Origin of the sequence: Pseudomonas sp. PDM20 (assembly GCF_014852575.3) — a bacterium.
Taxonomy (GTDB): Bacteria; Pseudomonadota; Gammaproteobacteria; order Pseudomonadales; family Pseudomonadaceae; genus Pseudomonas.
The window spans coordinates 469,488-486,886 of the sequence record NZ_CM181224.1 but is presented as its reverse complement, the minus strand read 5'-3'; the positions used below and the strand labels follow the sequence as shown (position 1 = coordinate 486,886).

Below are 17,399 nucleotides of genomic sequence, written 5' to 3'. Positions count from 1 at the left end.
AAATGTCCATGACTCCCCGCGAGATCGTCCACGAACTCAACCGTCACATCATCGGCCAGGACGACGCCAAGCGCGCCGTCGCCATCGCCCTGCGCAACCGCTGGCGGCGCATGCAGCTGCCGGCCGAGCTGCGCGCCGAAGTGACGCCGAAGAACATCCTGATGATCGGCCCGACCGGCGTCGGCAAGACCGAGATCGCCCGGCGCCTGGCCAAGCTGGCCAACGCTCCCTTCATCAAGGTCGAAGCGACCAAGTTCACCGAAGTCGGCTACGTCGGCCGTGACGTCGAGTCGATCATCCGCGACCTCGCCGATGCCGCGATCAAGATGCTCCGCGAGCAGGAAGTGCAGAAGGTGAAGTACCGCGCCGAAGACGCCGCCGAAGAGCGCATCCTCGACGCCCTGCTGCCGCCCGCGCGCACCACCGGCTTCGGTGACGAACCGGCGCGCGAGGATTCCAACACCCGCCAGCTGTTCCGCAAGCGACTGCGCGAAGGCCAGCTGGATGACAAGGAAATCGACATCGAGGTCGCCGACATTCCTTCGGGCGTGGAAATCATGGCCCCGCCCGGCATGGAAGAGATGACCAACCAGCTGCAGAGCCTGTTCTCCAACATGGGCAAGGGCAAGCGCAAGAGCCGCAAGCTGAAGGTCGCCGAGGCCATGAAGCTGATCCGCGACGAGGAAGCCCAGCGCCTGGTCAACGAAGAAGACCTCAAGGCCCGCGCCCTGGAAGCCGTGGAGCAGAACGGCATCGTCTTCATCGACGAGATCGACAAGATCGCCAAGCGCGGCAACGTGGGCGGCGCCGACGTCTCCCGCGAGGGCGTGCAGCGTGACCTGCTGCCGCTGATCGAGGGCTGCACCGTGAACACCAAGCTGGGCATGGTGAAGACCGACCACATCCTGTTCATCGCCTCGGGCGCATTCCACCTGTCCAAGCCCAGCGATCTGGTGCCAGAACTGCAGGGCCGCCTGCCGATCCGCGTCGAGCTGAAAGCCCTGAGCCCGAGCGACTTCGAGCGCATCCTCAGCGAGCCGCACGCGTCGCTGACCGAGCAGTACACCGCGCTGCTGAAGACCGAAGGCCTGGACATCGAGTTCGCCGCCGACGGCATCAAGCGCCTCGCGGAAATCGCCTTCCAGGTCAACGAGAAGACCGAGAACATCGGCGCCCGTCGCCTGCACACCCTGCTCGAGCGCCTGCTCGAAGAGGTGTCCTTCGATGCCGCCGACCTCGCCAGCGAGCACAGTGACAAGGCCATCGTGATCGACGCGGCCTACGTCAACGGCCACCTGGGCGAGCTGGCCCAGGACGAAGACCTGTCCCGCTACATCCTCTAAGCGATCCCTATCGCTGCGACGGGGCGCCTCAGGGCGCCCCGCTGTTTTTCCGGCGGCGCTACAATGCCGGAATCGCCGTCCAGGAGCCGTCCATGCGCATTCCTTCCGCCATCAAGCTGCACAAGGCCTCGAAGAAGCTTTCGCTGACCTACGGGGAACAGTCCTTTGATCTGTCCGCCGAGTTCCTGCGCGTGCATTCGCCATCGGCGGAAGTCCAGGGCCACGGCAACCCGGTGCTGCAGGTGGGCAAGCTGAATGTCGGTCTGAACAACATCGAGCCGGCCGGGCAATACGCGCTCAAGCTGACCTTCGATGACGGCCACGACAGCGGCCTGTTCACCTGGGACTACCTCTACGAGCTGTGCATGCGCCAGGACGAGATGTGGACCGACTACCTGGCGCAACTGGAGAAGGCCGGCAAGTCGCGCGATCCGTCGGAGTCCGTGGTCAAGCTGATGCTGTAAGCAGCTAACGCCGAAATGCCGCCTGCGCAGGAGCGGGCTCCGCACCTCGCAATACCGTGTAAGGCGTTATCCGCCATTGATGCCATCGGCGGATAACCCGTTCCGGGTTATGCGCCCTACGCGCGGGCTCTGCAGCGGGGTCGGTTGGCGAGCAGGCTCGCTCCTACAAGATCAGGAGCGCTTCCCGCACATCTCTTCACCGCCCCCTCCAACTCGTTCGATCTTTCCTCCCCGCCTCCCCCGGCGCACCAACCTTCGTCGGGCAATCGCTCCAGGGCACGCCATTTGCAATATTCCCGTTGCAGACTGCTGCGTGCAGGTCGGTCACCCCGGGTTTGGCGAGATGCCCCCGCTCTAGGGCGCGTTTTCTAACTTTTCCCGACATACTCCTAGGAGTTGGCCCACGCTGCACCAGCTTGCGCGGCGAAGGAAACTCGGGTAACCAAGGCAGTGCAATGTACGGAACTACAGTGCACAGAGCGTGGTTTCCTGAACTTCCAGTGATGCCGCCAAGTAGATGAATCGCGTGGAGCCCTCTCCACGTTCCGCAACCCCGAGAAGTACTTGGCCTTACGTCACGAAAGGTGAGCCCCGCCAGTATGTGTCTCAGGACAATGGAGCGTCGCCGATGACCCAGAAGAACAACAGCGATCTACCCCAGCAAGCCGCGGAAAATACCCTGAACCTCAGCCCGGTGATCGGCATTCAGGGCAAGGACCTGCTCACCTCTGCCCGCATGGTGCTGCTGCAAGCGGTCAAGCAGCCGTTCCACAGCGCCAAGCACGTGGCCCATTTCGGCCTCGAGCTGAAGAACGTGCTGCTCGGTAAATCCGACCTCAAGCCGTCGGACGACGACCGCCGCTTCAACGACCCGGCCTGGAGCCAGAACCCGCTCTACCGCCGCTACCTGCAGACCTACCTGGCCTGGCGCAAGGAGCTGCACACCTGGATCGGCGACAGCGACCTGTCCAGCCAGGACATCAGCCGCGGCCAGTTCGTCATCAACCTGATGACCGAGGCCATGGCGCCGACCAACACGCTGTCCAACCCGGCAGCGGTCAAACGCTTCTTCGAGACCGGCGGCAAGAGCCTGCTCGACGGTCTTACCCATCTGGCCAAGGACCTGGTGAACAACGGCGGCATGCCCAGCCAGGTCAACATGGAAGCCTTCGAGGTCGGCAAGAACCTGGCCGTGACCGAAGGCGCGGTGGTGTTCCGCAACGACGTGCTGGAAGTCATCCAGTACAAGCCGATCACCGAGAGCGTGCATGAGCGCCCGCTGCTGGTGGTGCCGCCGCAGATCAACAAGTTCTACGTCTTCGACCTGTCGCCGGAGAAGAGCCTGGCGCGCTTCTGCCTGCGCAACCAGGTGCAGACCTTCATCGTCAGCTGGCGCAACCCGACCAAGGCACAGCGCGAGTGGGGCCTGACCACCTACATCGAGGCGCTGAAGGAAGCCATTGACGCGGTCCTGGCCATTACCGGCGCCAAGGACCTGAACATGCTCGGCGCCTGCTCCGGCGGCATTACCACCGTCACCCTGCTCGGCCATTACGCCGCCCTGGGCGAGACGAAGGTCCACGCCTTCACCCAGATGGTCAGCGTGCTGGACTTCGAGATGAACACCCAGATCGCCCTGTTCGCCGACGAGAAGACCCTGGAAGCCGCCAAGCGCCGCTCGTACCAGTCCGGCGTGCTCGAAGGCAAGGACATGGCCAAGGTGTTCGCCTGGATGCGCCCCAACGATCTGATCTGGAACTACTGGGTCAACAACTACCTGCTGGGCAACGAGCCGCCGGCTTTCGACATCCTGTTCTGGAACAACGACACCACGCGCCTGCCGGCCGCGCTGCACGGCGAGCTGGTGGAGATGTTCAAGACCAACCCGCTGACCCGCGCAGGCGCCCTGGAGGTCTCCGGCACCGCCATCGACCTCAAGCAGATCACCTGCGACTTCTACTGCGTGGCCGGCCTGTCCGACCACATCACGCCCTGGGAAGCCTGCTATCGCTCCGCTCGTCTGCTGGGCGGCAAGTGTGAATTCATCCTGTCCAACAGCGGACACATCCAGAGCATCCTCAACCCGCCAGGCAACCCCAAGGCCCGCTTCATGACCGGCCCTGAACTCTCGGCCGATCCGAAGGCCTGGCAGGAAAACGCCAGCAAGCACGCCGACTCCTGGTGGCTGCACTGGCAGAACTGGCTCGCCGAGCGCTCGGGCAAGACGCGCAAGGCACCGACCGCCCTGGGCAACAAGGCCCACCCGGCCGGCGAAGCCGCCCCTGGAACCTACGTACACGAACGATGAAAACAGAACTCCTCCCGCAAGCCGGCGCCGTGGACGACGCCAACACCCCAGAATCGTCGCAGGCCGTGGAAGTGGCCGCGCCGACGAGCCGGCGCGCGCGCAGCAAGCGCAGCGCGGAGGAGATACTGCCGAGCAAGGCGCCGGCGGCGCAGCCCTTCGAGTTCCGCACCATCGAGCTCGACGGGCAGACCATCCGCACCGCCGTGCGTCCGGGCAAGAGGCACATGACGCCGCTGCTGATCTTCAACGGCATCGGCGCCAACCTGGAACTGGTCTTCCCCTTCGTCGCCGCGCTGGACCCGGACCTGGAGGTGATCGCCTTCGACGTCCCCGGTGTCGGCGGCTCGTCCACGCCCAGCACGCCGTACCGTTTCCCCGGCCTGGCGAAGCTGGCCGCGCGGATGCTCGACTACCTGGACTACGGCCAGGTGACGGCCATCGGCGTGTCCTGGGGCGGCGCCCTGGCGCAGCAGTTCGCCCATGACTACCCCGAGCGCTGCAAGAAGCTGATCCTCGCCGCCACCGCTGCCGGTGCGGTGATGGTGCCGGGCAAGCCGCGGGTGCTCTGGCGCATGGCCAGCCCGCGACGCTACATCCAGCCGTCCTATGGCGTGCACATCGCCCCGGACATCTACGGCGGCGCCTTCCGCCGCGATCCGAAGCTGGCCATGGCCTTCGCCAGCAAGGTGCGCTCGTCCGGCAAGATGGGCTACTACTGGCAGCTGTTCGCCGGCCTGGGCTGGACCAGCATCCACTGGCTGCACAAGATCCGTCAGCCGACGCTGATCCTGGCCGGCGACGACGACCCGATCATCCCGCTGATCAACATGCGCATGATCGCCTGGCGCATCCCCAACTCCGAGCTGCACGTGATCGACGACGGCCACCTGTTCCTGGTGACCCGCGCGGAAACGGTGGCGCCGATCATCATGAAATTCCTCCAGGAAGAACGGCAGCGCGCGATCATCCATCCCCGGCCTTTCGCTCCGAAAGCCAGCTGAAGCATCACAGCTTCGTCACAGTCGGCGGGCATCCTGCCTTGACCGATCGCTGCGCAGGCACTTTTTTTAAAGAGCCGAACAACAAACAGGCGTGTTCACGGGTATCGACACGTAGCGCCTGATTCGGGACCCGCGCTGCGGCCACCTTCGAAGGTGACCGCAGGGCAGCCCGGCTGCTGATCCGCTGCCCTGTTTTCGGGCAGTTGCCCTCTCGCGTCGATACCCGTGCACACCCCTCGAACCGGCGGCAGGCGTCTGGAACGGGAGTTTCCCGATTCTGGTACAGGCCTTGCGTCGCCATTGTCAGGTCGGACCCTTTACGGAGTGCTGTTCATGCGAGAGAAAGCTGAGCCTGGTAGCGTCCCCGTCCCCACCCAATACATGAATGCGCAGAGTGCGATGGTCGGCCTGCGCGGCAAGGACATGCTGTCCACCCTGCGCATGCTGGCGCTGCAGGGCGTGCGTCGGCCGGTCCATTCGGCGAAGCACCTGGCGGCCTTCGGCAAGCAGGTGGGCAAGGTCCTGATCGGCGACTCGCCGCTGCAGCCCAACCCGCAGGACGCACGCTTCCAGGACCCGTCCTGGCGACTGAACCCCTTCTACCGGCGCACCGTACAGGCCTACCTGGCGTGGCAGAAGCAACTGCTGGCCTGGGTCGACGAGAGCGACCTGAACAGCGACGACCGCGCCCGCGCGCGCTTCCTGCTGTCGATCCTCTCCGACGCCGCCTCGCCATCGAACACCCTGCTCAATCCGCTGGCGGTGAAAGAGCTGTTCAACACCGGCGGGCAGAGCCTGCTCAAGGGCGCGCAGCACCTGCTCGACGACCTGATGCACAACGGCGGCATGCCTAGCCAGGTCAACCGCAGCGCCTTCGAGATCGGCCAGAACCTGGCCACCACGCCCGGCGCGGTGGTGTTCCGCAACGAGGTGCTGGAACTGATCCAGTACAAGCCGATGGGCGAGCATCTGCATGCCAAGCCGCTGCTGATCGTGCCGCCGCAAATCAACAAGTTCTACATCTTCGACCTGACCAGCGAGAAGAGCTTCGTCCAGTACGCCCTGAAGAACAATCTGCAGCTGTTCATGGTGAGCTGGCGCAACCCCGACGCGCGCCACCGCGAGTGGGGCCTGTCGACCTACGTCACCGCGCTGGACGAAGCCATCGACGTATGCCGCTCCATCAGCGGCAGCCGCAGCGTCAACCTGATGGGCGCCTGCTCCGGCGGGCTGACCATCGCCGCGCTGCAGGGCCACCTGCAGGCGCGCCGACAACTGCGCAAGGTCGCCAGCGCCACCTACCTGGTGAGCCTGCTGGACAGCCAGGTGGAGACCCCGGCTGCGCTGTTCGCCGACGAGCAGACCCTGGAGAGTAGCAAGCGCCGCTCCTACCAGCACGGAGTGCTGGACGGCCGCGACATGGCGAAGATCTTCGCCTGGATGCGCCCCAACGACCTGATCTGGAACTACTGGGTCAACAACTACCTGCTGGGCAAGCAGCCGCCGGCCTTCGACATCCTCTACTGGAACAACGACAACACACGGCTGCCCGCCGCACTGCACGGCGACTTCCTCGACTTCTTCAAGCACAACCCGCTGGCCCGTCCCGGCGCCATGGAAGTCAACGGCAGCGCCATCGACCTGAAGAAGGTCGCGGTGGACAACTTCCACGTCGCCGGCATCACCGACCACATCACCCCGTGGGACGCGGTGTACCGCTCGGCCCAGCTGCTGGGCGGCGAGACGCGCTTCGTGCTGTCCAACAGCGGGCACATCCAGAGCATCCTCAACCCGCCGGGCAACCCCAAGGCCTGCTACTTCGAGAACGGCAAGATCAGCTCCGACCCGCGCGCCTGGTACTACGACACCAAGCGCCAGGAAGGCAGCTGGTGGCCGCTGTGGCTGGAGTGGATCCAGGAGCGCTCGGGCGAACGCCGGCCGGTGAACTTCGAGCTGGGCAACGCCGAATACCCGGCCAAGGAAGCCGCGCCGGGCACCTACGTGCACGTACGCTGAGGCAAGCATGGATCGGGCAACCCGTTGCGGGTTGTTCGCTCCGCGCCTTCCACTGGCACCGTAGAACGCTCTCGTAGGATGGGTGGAGCGCAGCGATACCCATGCTGACGGCGCGCTGAGTCGATGGGTATCGCTACGCTCCACACCATCCTGCGTAGATGCCCTGGCAACCCACGTCGCGGGGGCACCATGCAGAAGTTTGCCGCACAGCAATTGGCAGCCACCCTCTCCCGAAGCTATCGTCGGCCCCACTGCGGCTGGAACCTGAACACGGATGAAAACGCGCGACCGGATTCTCGAATGCGCCCTGCAGCTGTTCAACGAGCAGGGCGAGCCCAACGTTTCAACCCTGGAGATCGCCACCGAACTGGGCATCAGCCCGGGCAATCTCTATTACCACTTCCACGGCAAGGAACCGCTGGTGCTGGCGCTGTTCGAGCGCTTCCAGGACGAACTGGCGCCGCTGCTCGACCCGCCCGAAGACGTGCAGCTGGGCGCCGAGGACTACTGGCTGTTCCTGCACCTGATCGTCGAGCGCCTGGCGCACTACCGCTTCCTCTTCCAGGACCTCTCCAACCTCGCCGGGCGCCTGCCCAAGCTCGCCCGTGGCGTGCGGGCCTGGCTCAACCAGCTCAAGCGCACCCTGGCCACCCTGCTGGCGCAACTCAAGGCGCAGGACGAACTGGCCAGCGACACCGAAGCCCTCGGCCAACTGGTGGAGCAGATCACCCTGACGCTGCTGTTCTCCCTCGACTACCAGCGCATCCTCGGCCACGATGGCGACGTCCGCCAGGTGGTGTTCCAGGTCATGATGCTGGTAGCGCCGCATCTGCGCCCGGACTCGCAGCTGATCGCCGAGCGACTCGCCAAGCGCTACCTCGCCCCCTGACTTATCCCTGCAGGCTTTTGTCTTGAGAGAATGAAAACGCCCGGCGCGAGGCCGGGCGTGGGTGTTGCAGCAGACCGGTCAGGCCTGGGACGGCGGCGGCGTTGCCGGAGCAGCGGCGGACGGCGTCACGGCCGGCGCGGCGGCGGGAGCCGACGGTGCCGGAGTGGCGGCCGGAGCGGTTGCCGGTTTCGCAGCAGCCGGCTTGGCGGCGGCCTTGGGCGCAGCGGGCTTCTTCACGGCAGGCTTCTTCGCCGCGGCCGGCTTGGCTGCAGGTTTCGCAGCGGCAGGCTTGGCGGTGGCAGCCGGTTTTGCAGCGGGCTTGGCAGCAGGCTTCGCGGCGGCTTTCGCAGCAGCGGGCTTGGCAGCCGGTTTCGCGGCGGGCTTGGCCGCAGCCTTGGCAGCCGGCTTCGCGGCAGGCTTGGCAGCGGGTTTCGCGGCAGCCTTGGCAGCCGGTTTGGCGGCGGCTTTGGCAGCGGGCTTGGCGGCCGGCTTCGCTGCAGGTTTGGCAGCAGCCTTGGCAACCGGTTTGGAAGCCGCGGTCTTCACAGCGGGTTTCGCGGCCGGTTTGGCGGCGGCTTTCGCTGCGGGTTTGGCGGCGGCCTTGGCGGCCGGTTTGGCGACGCTGACGCCGGTGAGCTTCTCGATCTGCTTGGTGAGGCTGTCGACCTTGCTGTGCAGGTCTTTCACTTCACGGCTGCTCGGCACGCCCAGGCGCGAGATCGCACTGTTCAGGCGCTTGTCGAAGGCCTCTTCCAGCTCGCCCCACTTGCCGATCGCGGCGCCCTTGACGGCATCCACGCGCGCCTTCGCGGAACGGGTGGAGGTCTTCACCGCACCCTCGACTTCGGTCTTGGCCAGTTTCTCAGCCTTCTCGCCGTCCTTGACCAGGGTCTCGAACACCTTGCTGCCGTCCTTGCTGACCTTCGAGTAGGCCCCCAAGCCAGCCAGCCAGATCTGCCGCGAGTATTTCTCGATCTCGCCGATCCAACTGGACTCTTTTTTATCGGTAGTTTTTTTGCCAGCCATCCTGCTCTCCTTATTGGGTTCTCGCGACACGCTCGAGCACTGCGCTCAGCTCATCCAGCTTAGCAGAGAGCGCCTCCACATCACGCCTGGAGGGAATTCCGATTCGGTTGAGGGCGGAGGACACGCGCGCATCGAACGCCTCTTCGATCCTGTCGAAGTTCAGCTTGGCCTTGACGCTGTGCAGACGACCCTTGACGGTGTCGTTGGCGGCGTCGATCTGGGTGCTCACCAGGTCACGGCCTTTCTTCTCGACGGACTCGCCGGACTTGACCAGTTCCTTGAAGTACTCGCTGCCTTCCTGGCCAACCTTGGCGTAGGTGCCCAGGCCCGCGAGCCAGATCTGCCGCGCGTAGTGCTTGGCATCGGAGTAGAGGGAGGATTCGAGTTCTACGACTTTCTTCTTGCTGACAGCCTTGGCCATGGTGGCACCTCACAGATTCGGATTCGATGATGTCGAATAGCTGCCCGCGAAAGGCGGGACTGCGAGCCAAGGTATCGGGGAAAATTAGAAAACACATACCAGGCTTTGTAGGAAAGCCGGCGCCGCCCGAAAACGGCATGGCCCCGCGGGGAGCGGGGCCGGCAGGGAATCAGGCCAGCGCCTTGTCCAGCGCGCGCTCGATCTCGCCCTTGAGCAGGCCGCCCATGGCCGAGAGCATCAGGCCCAGCTTCACGTCCACCGCGACCTTGTCCGCGCCCACTTCGATGCGCCCATCCACGCCGCTGCGCTTGAACAGCAGGGTGTCGCCCTGCCACTCGCTGCTCACGCCGTGCTCGCGGGTGAGCTTGTCGGCAAGCTTTTCCGCCTTGGCGCGGGCGGCCTCGAGGCCGAGGGAGTGGGAACGTTCGACGTGGATACGGGACATGCTGGAACTCCGCAGTTGACTGACCCCGCCGATCATACGCGCCGCGCCGTATCGCCGCACCCCGCCGGCGGCGTGACCGGGGCGGCGTTTTCTCTGCATCCTGTTAGAATGCCCGCCACTGACTTCCAGGGTACAAACGCCATGAGCGAACCGCGCAAGCCCCAAGCCGGCCAGGACAGCGCCGATCCCACCACGCACTTCGGCTACAAGACCGTGCGCGAGAGCGAGAAGGCCGAGAAGGTCGCCGAGGTATTCCACTCGGTCGCCGCCAAGTACGACCTGATGAACGACCTGATGTCCGGTGGCGTCCACCGTCTGTGGAAGCGCTTCACCATCGAGCTGTCCGGCGTGCGCGCCGGCAACCGGGTGCTGGACATCGCCGGCGGTACCGGCGACCTGACCCGCCAGTTCTCCCGCCTGGTCGGCCCGACCGGCGAAGTGGTGCTGGCCGACATCAACGCCTCGATGCTCAAGGTCGGCCGCGACAAGCTGCTCGACAGCGGCGTCGCCGGCAACGTCAACTTCGTCCAGGCCGATGCCGAGAAGCTGCCGTTCCCCGACAACTACTTCGACGCGGTGACCATCGCCTTCGGCCTGCGCAACGTCACCCACAAGGACGAAGCGATCCGCTCCATGCTGCGGGTACTCAAGCCCGGCGGCCGCCTGCTCGTGCTGGAATTCTCCAAGCCCACCAGCAGCCTGCTGTCCAAGGCCTACGACGCCTACTCCTTCACCCTGCTGCCGCTGATGGGCAAGCTGGTGACCAACGATTCCGAGAGCTACCGCTACCTCGCCGAATCGATCCGCATGCACCCCGACCAGGAAACGCTGAAGTCGATGATGGTGGAGGCCGGCTTCGACCGCGTCACCTACCACAACATGACCGGCGGCGTGGTCGCCCTGCACCGCGGCATCAAGCCCTGATGACCCTGCTCCTGCAGGCCGCCCTGGCCAGCGCCGAAGCCACCGTCAACCGCGTGCTGCGGCTCGATGGCGTGGCCCTGCGGCGTCTCGGCCGGCTCGCCGGCAAGGTGCTGGAAGTGGACTGCCAGGCCCCCGCGCTGCGGCTGTTCATCCTGCCCGACGCCGACGGCCTGCACCTGGCCGCGCACCACGAGGCGCCAGCCGACTGCACCCTCGTCGCGCCCGCCGGCAGCCTGCTGCAACTGGCGCTGGCCAAGGACAAGACCCGCGTCCTGCACAGCCCTGAAGTGACCATGGGCGGCGACAGCGCAATGCTGCTGGAGCTGGCCGATGTCCTCCAGAGCCTGGAGCTGGACTGGGAATACGAAGTCTCCCGCTGGCTCGGCCCGGTGCCCGCGCACCTGCTCGGCGCGCGCTTGCGCGGCGGCATGGCCTGGGCCGGCGACAGCCTGGAAAGCCTGCGCCTGAGCCTCGCCGACTACCTCGCCGAGGAAAGCCGCAGCCTGGTCGGCCAGCACGAAGCCGAAGCGCGCTTCGCCGAGCTGGACCAGTTGAAGATGTCCCTCGACCGCCTCGACGCGCGGATCAACCGCCTGACCCAGAAGATCAAGCCTGACGCATGAAGCTGCTCGCCTTCCGCCGCCTGCTGCGCATCCAGCGCGTAGCCATCCGCTACCGTCTGGACGACATGGTCCTCGAACTGCCCTTCCTGCCCTGGTGGCTGCGCCTGCTTGGCGGGCTGCTGCCCTGGCGCTGGCTGCCGCGCAAGCCGTTGGACCTCAGCCGTGGCGCGCGCATCCGGCTGGCGCTGGAAGACCTCGGACCGATCTTCATCAAGTTCGGCCAGATACTCTCCACCCGCCGCGACCTGCTCCCCGACGACATCGCCCTGGAGCTGGCCTTCCTGCAGGACAAGGTGCCGCCCTTCCCGCCGGAACAGGCCGTGGCGCTCATCGAGCAGCAGCTGGGCGCGAAGATCGAGCAGGTGTTCTCCCGCTTCGAGCGCGAACCGCTGGCCTCCGCCTCGGTGGCGCAGGTGCACACTGCGCAGCTCAAGAGCGGCGAGGAAGTGGTGGTGAAGGTCATCCGCCCGAACCTGGAGCCGGTGATCCGCTCCGACATCGCCTGGCTGCACATCCTCGCCCGCACCGCCGAGCGCATCTCCGCCGACGCCCGCCGCCTGCACCCGGCCGAAGTGGTCAGCGACTACGAGAAGACCATCTACGACGAGCTGGACCTGCTGCGTGAAGCGGCCAACTCCTCTCAGCTGCGGCGCAACTTCGAAGGCTCGCCGCTGCTCTACGTGCCCCAGGTCTACTGGGACTGGTGCCGCCCCAAGGTACTGGTGATGGAGCGCATCTACGGCATTCCGGTGACCGACCTGGACACCCTGCGCGACCAGCGCACCGACTTCAAGGCGCTGGCCGAGCGTGGCGTGGAGATCTTCTTCACCCAGGTGTTCCGCGACAGCTTCTTCCACGCCGACATGCACCCCGGCAACATCTTCGTCAGCACCCGCACGCCGTGGAGCCCGCAGTACATCGCGGTGGACTGCGGCATCGTCGGCAGCCTCACCGACGAGGACCAGGATTACCTGGCACGCAACCTGATCGCCTTCTTCAAGCGCGATTACCGCAAGGTCGCCCAACTGCACATCGACTCGGGCTGGGTACCGGCCCAAACCAAGGTCAATGATTTCGAAGCGGCGATCCGCACCGTGTGCGAGCCGATCTTCGAGAAGCCGCTCAAGGACATTTCCTTCGGCCAGGTGCTGCTGCGCCTGTTCCAGACCGCGCGGCGCTTCAACATGGAAGTGCAGCCGCAACTGGTGCTGCTGCAGAAGACCCTGCTGAACATCGAAGGCCTGGGCCGCCAGCTCTACCCGGAGCTGGACCTGTGGACCACCGCGCAGCCGTTCCTGGAACGCTGGATGCGCGAGCGCGTCAGCCCCGGCACCCTGCTGCGCAACGCCCAGCAGCACATCGAACAACTGCCGCACCTGGCGCAGATGACCCGCGACACGCTCGAGCGCCTGTCCCGCGAGCCTCAGCCCGAAGCGCGCCTGAGCGGCACCCCGGTCGGCATGGCCGGCGCCTGGCCGGCGCGGCTGATTGGCGCAGTGCTGGTCGCCGGCGCCGCCGAAACCGGCCTCGCCACCCACAGCCTCGCGGCCTGGCCGGCCTGGGCGATGCTGGCCGGTGGTCTGTATCTGATTCTGCGCCGATAGCCAGTCGCCGCACTGGCTGGCACACTTAACCGCTATACGAAGTGGCTTACGAAGTGGCTCTGGGCACCGCAAGTGCCCGCTGTACGGAACCCGAGATGAAAGACTGGCTGGACGAAATCAAGTGGAATGCCGATGGACTGGTGCCGGCGATCGCCCAGGACCATCGCACCGGCCGCGTGCTGATGATGGCCTGGATGAACCGCGAGGCCCTCACCCTCACAGCCGCCGAGAACCGCGCCATCTACTGGTCGCGCTCGCGCGGCAAGCTCTGGCGCAAGGGCGAGGACTCCGGCCACGTGCAGAAGCTGCATGAGCTGCGCCTGGACTGCGACGCCGACGTGGTGATCCTGATGGTCGAACAGCTGGGCGGCATCGCCTGCCACACCGGCCGCGAGAGCTGCTTCTACCGGGTGTTCGAGAACGGCGCCTGGCAGACCGTCGACCCGGTCCTGAAAGATCCGGATGCCATCTACTCCCACGTAGGTACAGGAAAACCCCATGAGCACTGATACCCTCGCCCGTCTGGCGGAAGTCCTCGAAGCGCGCAAGAATGCCGCACCGGACAGCTCCTACGTGGCCAGCCTGTATCACAAGGGCCTGAACAAGATCCTGGAGAAGGTTGGCGAAGAGTCGGTGGAAACCATTCTCGCCGCCAAGGACGCCGCCGCCAGCGGTGACTGCACGGACCTGATCTACGAAACGGCCGACCTCTGGTTCCACTCCCTGGTGATGCTCGCCGCCCTCGGCCAGCACCCGCAGGCGGTACTGGACGAGCTGGACCGCCGCTTCGGCCTTTCCGGGCACGACGAGAAAGCCGCGCGCCAACCGTCTGCCTGAACCCGACAACTTTGCGAGGAAAACAAGATGGGCATCTTTGACTGGAAACACTGGGTCGTCATCCTGATCGTCGTCGTCCTGGTCTTCGGCACCAAGCGCCTGAAGAACCTCGGTTCGGACGTCGGCGAAGCCATCAAGGGCTTCAAGAAGGCGATGAACACCGAGGAAGACGAGAAGAAGGACCCGAACGCCGCTGCCGGCAACCCGCCGCTGAACCAGCCGCATACCATCGACGCCCAGGCGCAGAAGGTCGAAGAGCCGGCGCGCAAGGACTGATTCATGTTCGGTATCAGCTTCAGCGAACTGCTGCTGGTGGGCCTCGTCGCCCTGCTGGTGCTCGGCCCCGACCGCCTGCCGGGCGCCGCGCGCACGGCAGGCCTGTGGATCGGCCGGCTCAAGCGCAGCTTCAACGCCATCAAGACGGAAGTGGAGCGCGAGCTGGGCGCGGATGAAATCCGCCGCCAGCTGCACAACGAGCACATCCTGCAGATGGAACAGGAAGCCAAGAAGCTGATGGCGCCGCTGACCGACCTGCAGGAGCAGGCCCGGGAAACCTTCAATCCGCAGCAGCCGGCCCAGTCCGACGGCCATAACGCGCCTGCCCAGCCGCCCGCGGCGCCGAGCATCGCGCCCAACAGCCGCCTGAACAGCCTACCGGGCGCGGGCCTCGCGCCTGCCCCCGCGGAGGCCGCCGCACCGCAGGCGCCGGAAGCCGGCCAGCCGAGCCAACCGACCGCTGCGAGCCAGCCGCCCGCTTCGCCCGAGACGCCGCGTACCCCATGAGCGCCGAAAAACCCGACCAACCCGAACACGACCAGGAAATGCCCCTGGTCTCCCACCTGACCGAGCTGCGCACGCGCCTGTTGCGCTGCGTGGTTGCGATCTTCGTGATCTTCATCGGCCTGCTGTACTTCTCGCAGAAGATCTACGCACTGGCTTCCGAGCCGCTGCGCCGCTTCCTGCCCGAAGGCGCGACCATGATCGCCATCGACCCGGCGTCGGCCTTCCTCGCGCCGCTGAAGCTGACCATGATCGTCGCCGTGCTGTTCGCCATGCCGGTGATCCTCGCCCAGGTCTGGGGCTTCATCGCGCCGGGCCTGTACAAGCACGAGAAGCGCGTCGCCCTGCCGCTGCTGGCCTCCAGCATCGTGCTGTTCTACGCCGGCATGGCCTTCGCCTACTTCCTGGTGTTCCCGTTGATGTTCCACTTCTTCCTTGGCTCGGCCCCGGAAGGCGTGACACCGATGACCGACATCAACAGCTACCTGGACTTCCTCACCCTGCTGTTCGCCTTCGGCGTGGCCTTCGAGATTCCCGTGGCCACCGTGCTGCTGGTGTGGATCGGGGTGGTCAACGTGGCTTACCTGAAGAAAATCCGCCCCTACGTGATCATCGGCTGCTTCGTCGTCGGCATGATCCTCACCCCGCCGGACCCGCTGTCGCAGACCCTGCTGGCCGTGCCGATGTGGTTGCTGTTCGAGGCCGGCGTGCTGTTCAGCCACCTGATCCGCAAGCGCGGCCCGGAAGAGGAAGAAGAGTCCAAGGGCGACCAGCCTCCGGCTACCCGCTCGTGAACCTGCTGCTCCTCGACGACGCCGACTTCGTGGCGGCGGATCGCGTGATCCTGCGCGACCGCCGCCTGACCCACCTGCAGGAAGTCCACCGCGCCGAAAGCGGCGACCGGATGCGCGTCGGCCGCCTTGGCGGCCTGATGGGCGAGGGCCGCCTGCTGCGCCTGGAAGCCAACGAGGCCGAATTGCAGGTCAGCTTCGACCAGCCCCCTCCGGCCAAGCTGCCGCTCACCCTGCTGCTCGCCCTGCCCCGCCCGAAGATGCTCCGCCGCGTGCTGCAGACTGTCGCCGCCATGGGCGTGCCGCGCCTGGTGCTGCTCAACAGCTACCGGGTGGAAAAGAGCTTCTGGCAGACCCCCTTCCTCGAACCTGACGCCGTGCGCGAGCAACTGATCCTGGGCCTGGAACAGGCGCGCGATACCGTGCTGCCCGAAGTGGTCATCGAGAAGCGCTTCAAGCCCTTCGTCGAAGACCGCCTGCCTGCGCTGGCCGCCGGCAGCCTCGGGCTGATCGGCCATCCCGGCCCCTGGCCCGAGTGCCCACGGGCGTTGAGCGAGCCGGTGACCCTGGCCATCGGCCCGGAAGGCGGCTGGATTCCCTACGAGGTCGACAAGCTGCGCGAAGCCGGTCTGAACCCCGTGCAACTGGGCGAGCGCATCCTGCGCGTCGAGACCGCCGTGACCGCGCTTTTGGCACGCCTGTACTAACGGGAAATGGCTAGAGGCCAGTAACCACGCGGCCTCCAGCGTGAACCACCAGTCAGAAAATTACCGCAAAACCCTTCAGTTCCCCGCAGCGAAGCCGATATCAGCGGTACCGGTCGTCCCCACTCTGCGCATTTCCTGCTCAGCCATGCGTACCGGCCCTGTTCATCGCTGGAGCGCCGCCTTCATGTTTCGCTGGTTCAATAACCTGACTGTCAAACTCAAACTCGCCTCGGGCTTCGGCCTGGTGCTGCTGCTCACCCTGCTGATCGCCCTGACCGGCTGGATCAACCTGGGCAACGTGATCGAACGGGGCGACAAGCTCGGCGAGATTTCCGAGCTGATCGCGATCGCCAAGGACCTGCGTATCGCCCGTCTGAAATTCCAGTCCACCCGCGCCCCGGAAGACGCCAAGGCGGTGCTCGATACGCTGGACAAGCTGGACCAGCGCCACCGCGCGCTGAACGAGCGGTTCACCGAGGCCGAGGACCGTCGGGTCATCGACCAGCAGCATGATCTGAGCGTGGAGTACCGCAAACTGTACGCCCAACTGCTGAAGTCCTTCGAAGAGCGCGACGCCGCCAAGCAGGTGCTGATCCAGGCCGCCGGCGCGGTCAGCGAAGGCATGCAGAAGGCCGAGCAGAAGCTGGTCAGCAACGGCAGTCCCGAAGGTCTGCAACATCTGCAGGACCTCTCCGGCCTCGGTCGCAGTGTCATGGAGGCGCGCCTGCAGGTCATGGCCTACACCAGCACCGACGCGCAGAACCTCGAGCAACCCGCCTTCGCTGCCCTGCAGAAGCTCATCGACGGCGTGAAGAGTGACATGAGCACCTCGCCGGCCGAGCTGAACGGCGAATTCCGCGCCACCCTCGACGCGCTGGAGACCTACCGCAACGCGCTGACCAATTACCGCAACGAGGTCAACGACAGCCAGGCTGCCCGCGACCGCATGCGCGATGCCGGCCAGCAGATCGAGAAGCTCAGCAACGAACTGACCTCCACCCAGACCGCCAAGCGCGACGCCGGCGTCGCCCAGGCCAAGACCCTGCTGGGCCTGGCCGCGCTGATCGCCCTGGTGCTGGGCAGCATCGCCGCCTGGATCATCACCGGGCAGATCGTCAATCCGCTGCGCGACGTGCTGGGCCACGCCGAGCGCATCGCCGACGGCGACCTCAGCCGTGACATCCCCACCAATCGTCACGACGAACTGGGCCAGTTGCAGA

Annotated in this window: 18 protein-coding genes and 1 pseudogene; 16 read left to right on the top strand and 3 right to left on the bottom strand. The window is 65.8% G+C overall.

The window, feature by feature from the left end; genetic code table 11:
- Positions 1 to 2: 2 nt before the first annotated feature.
- From hslU to IB261_RS02325, 6 genes are all read left to right on the top strand, one after another.
- The gene (gene hslU / locus IB261_RS02350) at positions 3 to 1,343 is read left to right on the top strand and encodes an ATP-dependent protease ATPase subunit HslU (RefSeq protein WP_045212875.1); all 1,341 of its coding nucleotides are present in this window, start codon (positions 3 to 5) and stop codon (positions 1,341 to 1,343) included.
- 92 nt (positions 1,344 to 1,435) lie between these two features.
- Entirely contained in the window at positions 1,436 to 1,807 is a 372-nt protein-coding gene (locus IB261_RS02345) for a gamma-butyrobetaine hydroxylase family protein (protein ID WP_081519633.1), read from the top strand.
- 628 nt (positions 1,808 to 2,435) lie between these two features.
- Positions 2,436 to 4,115: a class II poly(R)-hydroxyalkanoic acid synthase gene (phaC, locus tag IB261_RS02340; RefSeq protein ID WP_192383327.1), complete on the top strand. Its 1,680-nt coding sequence runs from the start codon at positions 2,436 to 2,438 to the stop codon at positions 4,113 to 4,115.
- Positions 4,112 to 5,116 carry a poly(3-hydroxyalkanoate) depolymerase gene (phaZ, locus tag IB261_RS02335; RefSeq protein WP_225594821.1) on the top strand — a complete coding sequence of 335 codons (1,005 nt, stop codon included), beginning with the start codon at positions 4,112 to 4,114 and terminating at the stop codon, positions 5,114 to 5,116. The genes phaC (IB261_RS02340) and phaZ overlap by 4 nt, the downstream gene beginning before the upstream one ends.
- Before the next feature lie 333 nt (positions 5,117 to 5,449).
- Positions 5,450 to 7,132 (top strand): class II poly(R)-hydroxyalkanoic acid synthase, encoded by a 1,683-nt coding sequence (gene phaC / locus IB261_RS02330; RefSeq protein WP_192383328.1) that lies wholly within the window; start codon positions 5,450 to 5,452, stop codon positions 7,130 to 7,132.
- Positions 7,133 to 7,406: 274 nt separating this feature from the next.
- Positions 7,407 to 8,021, top strand: coding sequence for a TetR/AcrR family transcriptional regulator (locus IB261_RS02325; protein ID WP_192383329.1), 615 nt, complete (start codon positions 7,407 to 7,409; stop codon positions 8,019 to 8,021).
- Between the two features lie 78 nt (positions 8,022 to 8,099).
- On the opposite strand, the gene IB261_RS02320 is transcribed toward IB261_RS02325, so the two are convergent.
- The 3 genes from IB261_RS02320 to IB261_RS02310 all read right to left on the bottom strand — a co-directional run bounded on the left by IB261_RS02320 (position 8,100) and on the right by IB261_RS02310 (position 9,913).
- A complete protein-coding gene (locus IB261_RS02320) occupies positions 8,100 to 9,047 on the bottom strand; it encodes a phasin family protein (protein WP_151189073.1) in 948 nt (315 codons plus the stop codon).
- Positions 9,048 to 9,057: 10 nt separating this feature from the next.
- Positions 9,058 to 9,468 (bottom strand): phasin family protein, encoded by a 411-nt coding sequence (locus IB261_RS02315; RefSeq protein ID WP_081519628.1) that lies wholly within the window; start codon positions 9,466 to 9,468, stop codon positions 9,058 to 9,060.
- A gap of 169 nt (positions 9,469 to 9,637) precedes the next feature.
- Positions 9,638 to 9,913: a polyhydroxyalkanoic acid system family protein gene (locus IB261_RS02310; protein ID WP_138213081.1), complete on the bottom strand. Its 276-nt coding sequence runs from the start codon at positions 9,911 to 9,913 to the stop codon at positions 9,638 to 9,640.
- A 141-nt stretch (positions 9,914 to 10,054) separates the two neighbouring features.
- Here IB261_RS02310 and ubiE point away from each other — a divergent pair, with 141 nt between their 5' ends.
- From ubiE to IB261_RS02260, 10 genes and pseudogenes are all read left to right on the top strand, one after another.
- Entirely contained in the window at positions 10,055 to 10,837 is a 783-nt protein-coding gene (ubiE, locus tag IB261_RS02305) for a bifunctional demethylmenaquinone methyltransferase/2-methoxy-6-polyprenyl-1,4-benzoquinol methylase UbiE (RefSeq protein WP_151189072.1), read from the top strand.
- Positions 10,834 to 11,460 (top strand): ubiquinone biosynthesis accessory factor UbiJ, encoded by a 627-nt coding sequence (locus IB261_RS02300; RefSeq protein WP_225606169.1) that lies wholly within the window; start codon positions 10,834 to 10,836, stop codon positions 11,458 to 11,460. The genes ubiE and IB261_RS02300 overlap by 4 nt, the downstream gene beginning before the upstream one ends.
- A complete protein-coding gene (gene ubiB, locus IB261_RS02295) occupies positions 11,457 to 13,064 on the top strand; it encodes a ubiquinone biosynthesis regulatory protein kinase UbiB (RefSeq protein ID WP_081519624.1) in 1,608 nt (535 codons plus the stop codon). The genes IB261_RS02300 and ubiB overlap by 4 nt, the downstream gene beginning before the upstream one ends.
- A 95-nt stretch (positions 13,065 to 13,159) precedes the next feature.
- Positions 13,160 to 13,573, top strand: coding sequence for a phosphoribosyl-AMP cyclohydrolase (gene hisI, locus IB261_RS02290; protein ID WP_045212898.1), 414 nt, complete (start codon positions 13,160 to 13,162; stop codon positions 13,571 to 13,573).
- On the top strand, positions 13,563 to 13,901 hold the full coding sequence (locus tag IB261_RS02285; protein WP_045212901.1) for a phosphoribosyl-ATP diphosphatase: 339 nt from the start codon (positions 13,563 to 13,565) through the stop codon (positions 13,899 to 13,901). The genes hisI and IB261_RS02285 overlap by 11 nt, the downstream gene beginning before the upstream one ends.
- A gap of 27 nt (positions 13,902 to 13,928) precedes the next feature.
- Positions 13,929 to 14,177: a twin-arginine translocase TatA/TatE family subunit gene (locus tag IB261_RS02280; RefSeq protein WP_017520155.1), complete on the top strand. Its 249-nt coding sequence runs from the start codon at positions 13,929 to 13,931 to the stop codon at positions 14,175 to 14,177.
- Positions 14,178 to 14,180: 3 nt separating this feature from the next.
- Entirely contained in the window at positions 14,181 to 14,684 is a 504-nt protein-coding gene (tatB, locus tag IB261_RS02275; protein ID WP_081519623.1) for a Sec-independent protein translocase protein TatB, read from the top strand.
- Positions 14,681 to 15,475 carry a twin-arginine translocase subunit TatC gene (gene tatC, locus IB261_RS02270; RefSeq protein WP_045212907.1) on the top strand — a complete coding sequence of 265 codons (795 nt, stop codon included), beginning with the start codon at positions 14,681 to 14,683 and terminating at the stop codon, positions 15,473 to 15,475. Before tatB ends, tatC begins: the two co-directional genes overlap by 4 nt.
- Positions 15,472 to 16,179 carry a 16S rRNA (uracil(1498)-N(3))-methyltransferase gene (locus IB261_RS02265; protein ID WP_081519622.1) on the top strand — a complete coding sequence of 236 codons (708 nt, stop codon included), beginning with the start codon at positions 15,472 to 15,474 and terminating at the stop codon, positions 16,177 to 16,179. Before tatC ends, IB261_RS02265 begins: the two co-directional genes overlap by 4 nt.
- A 145-nt stretch (positions 16,180 to 16,324) precedes the next feature.
- Positions 16,325 to 17,356, top strand: a pseudogene (locus IB261_RS02260) (methyl-accepting chemotaxis protein); the annotation flags it as partial.
- Between the last annotated feature and the right edge of the window lie 43 nt (positions 17,357 to 17,399).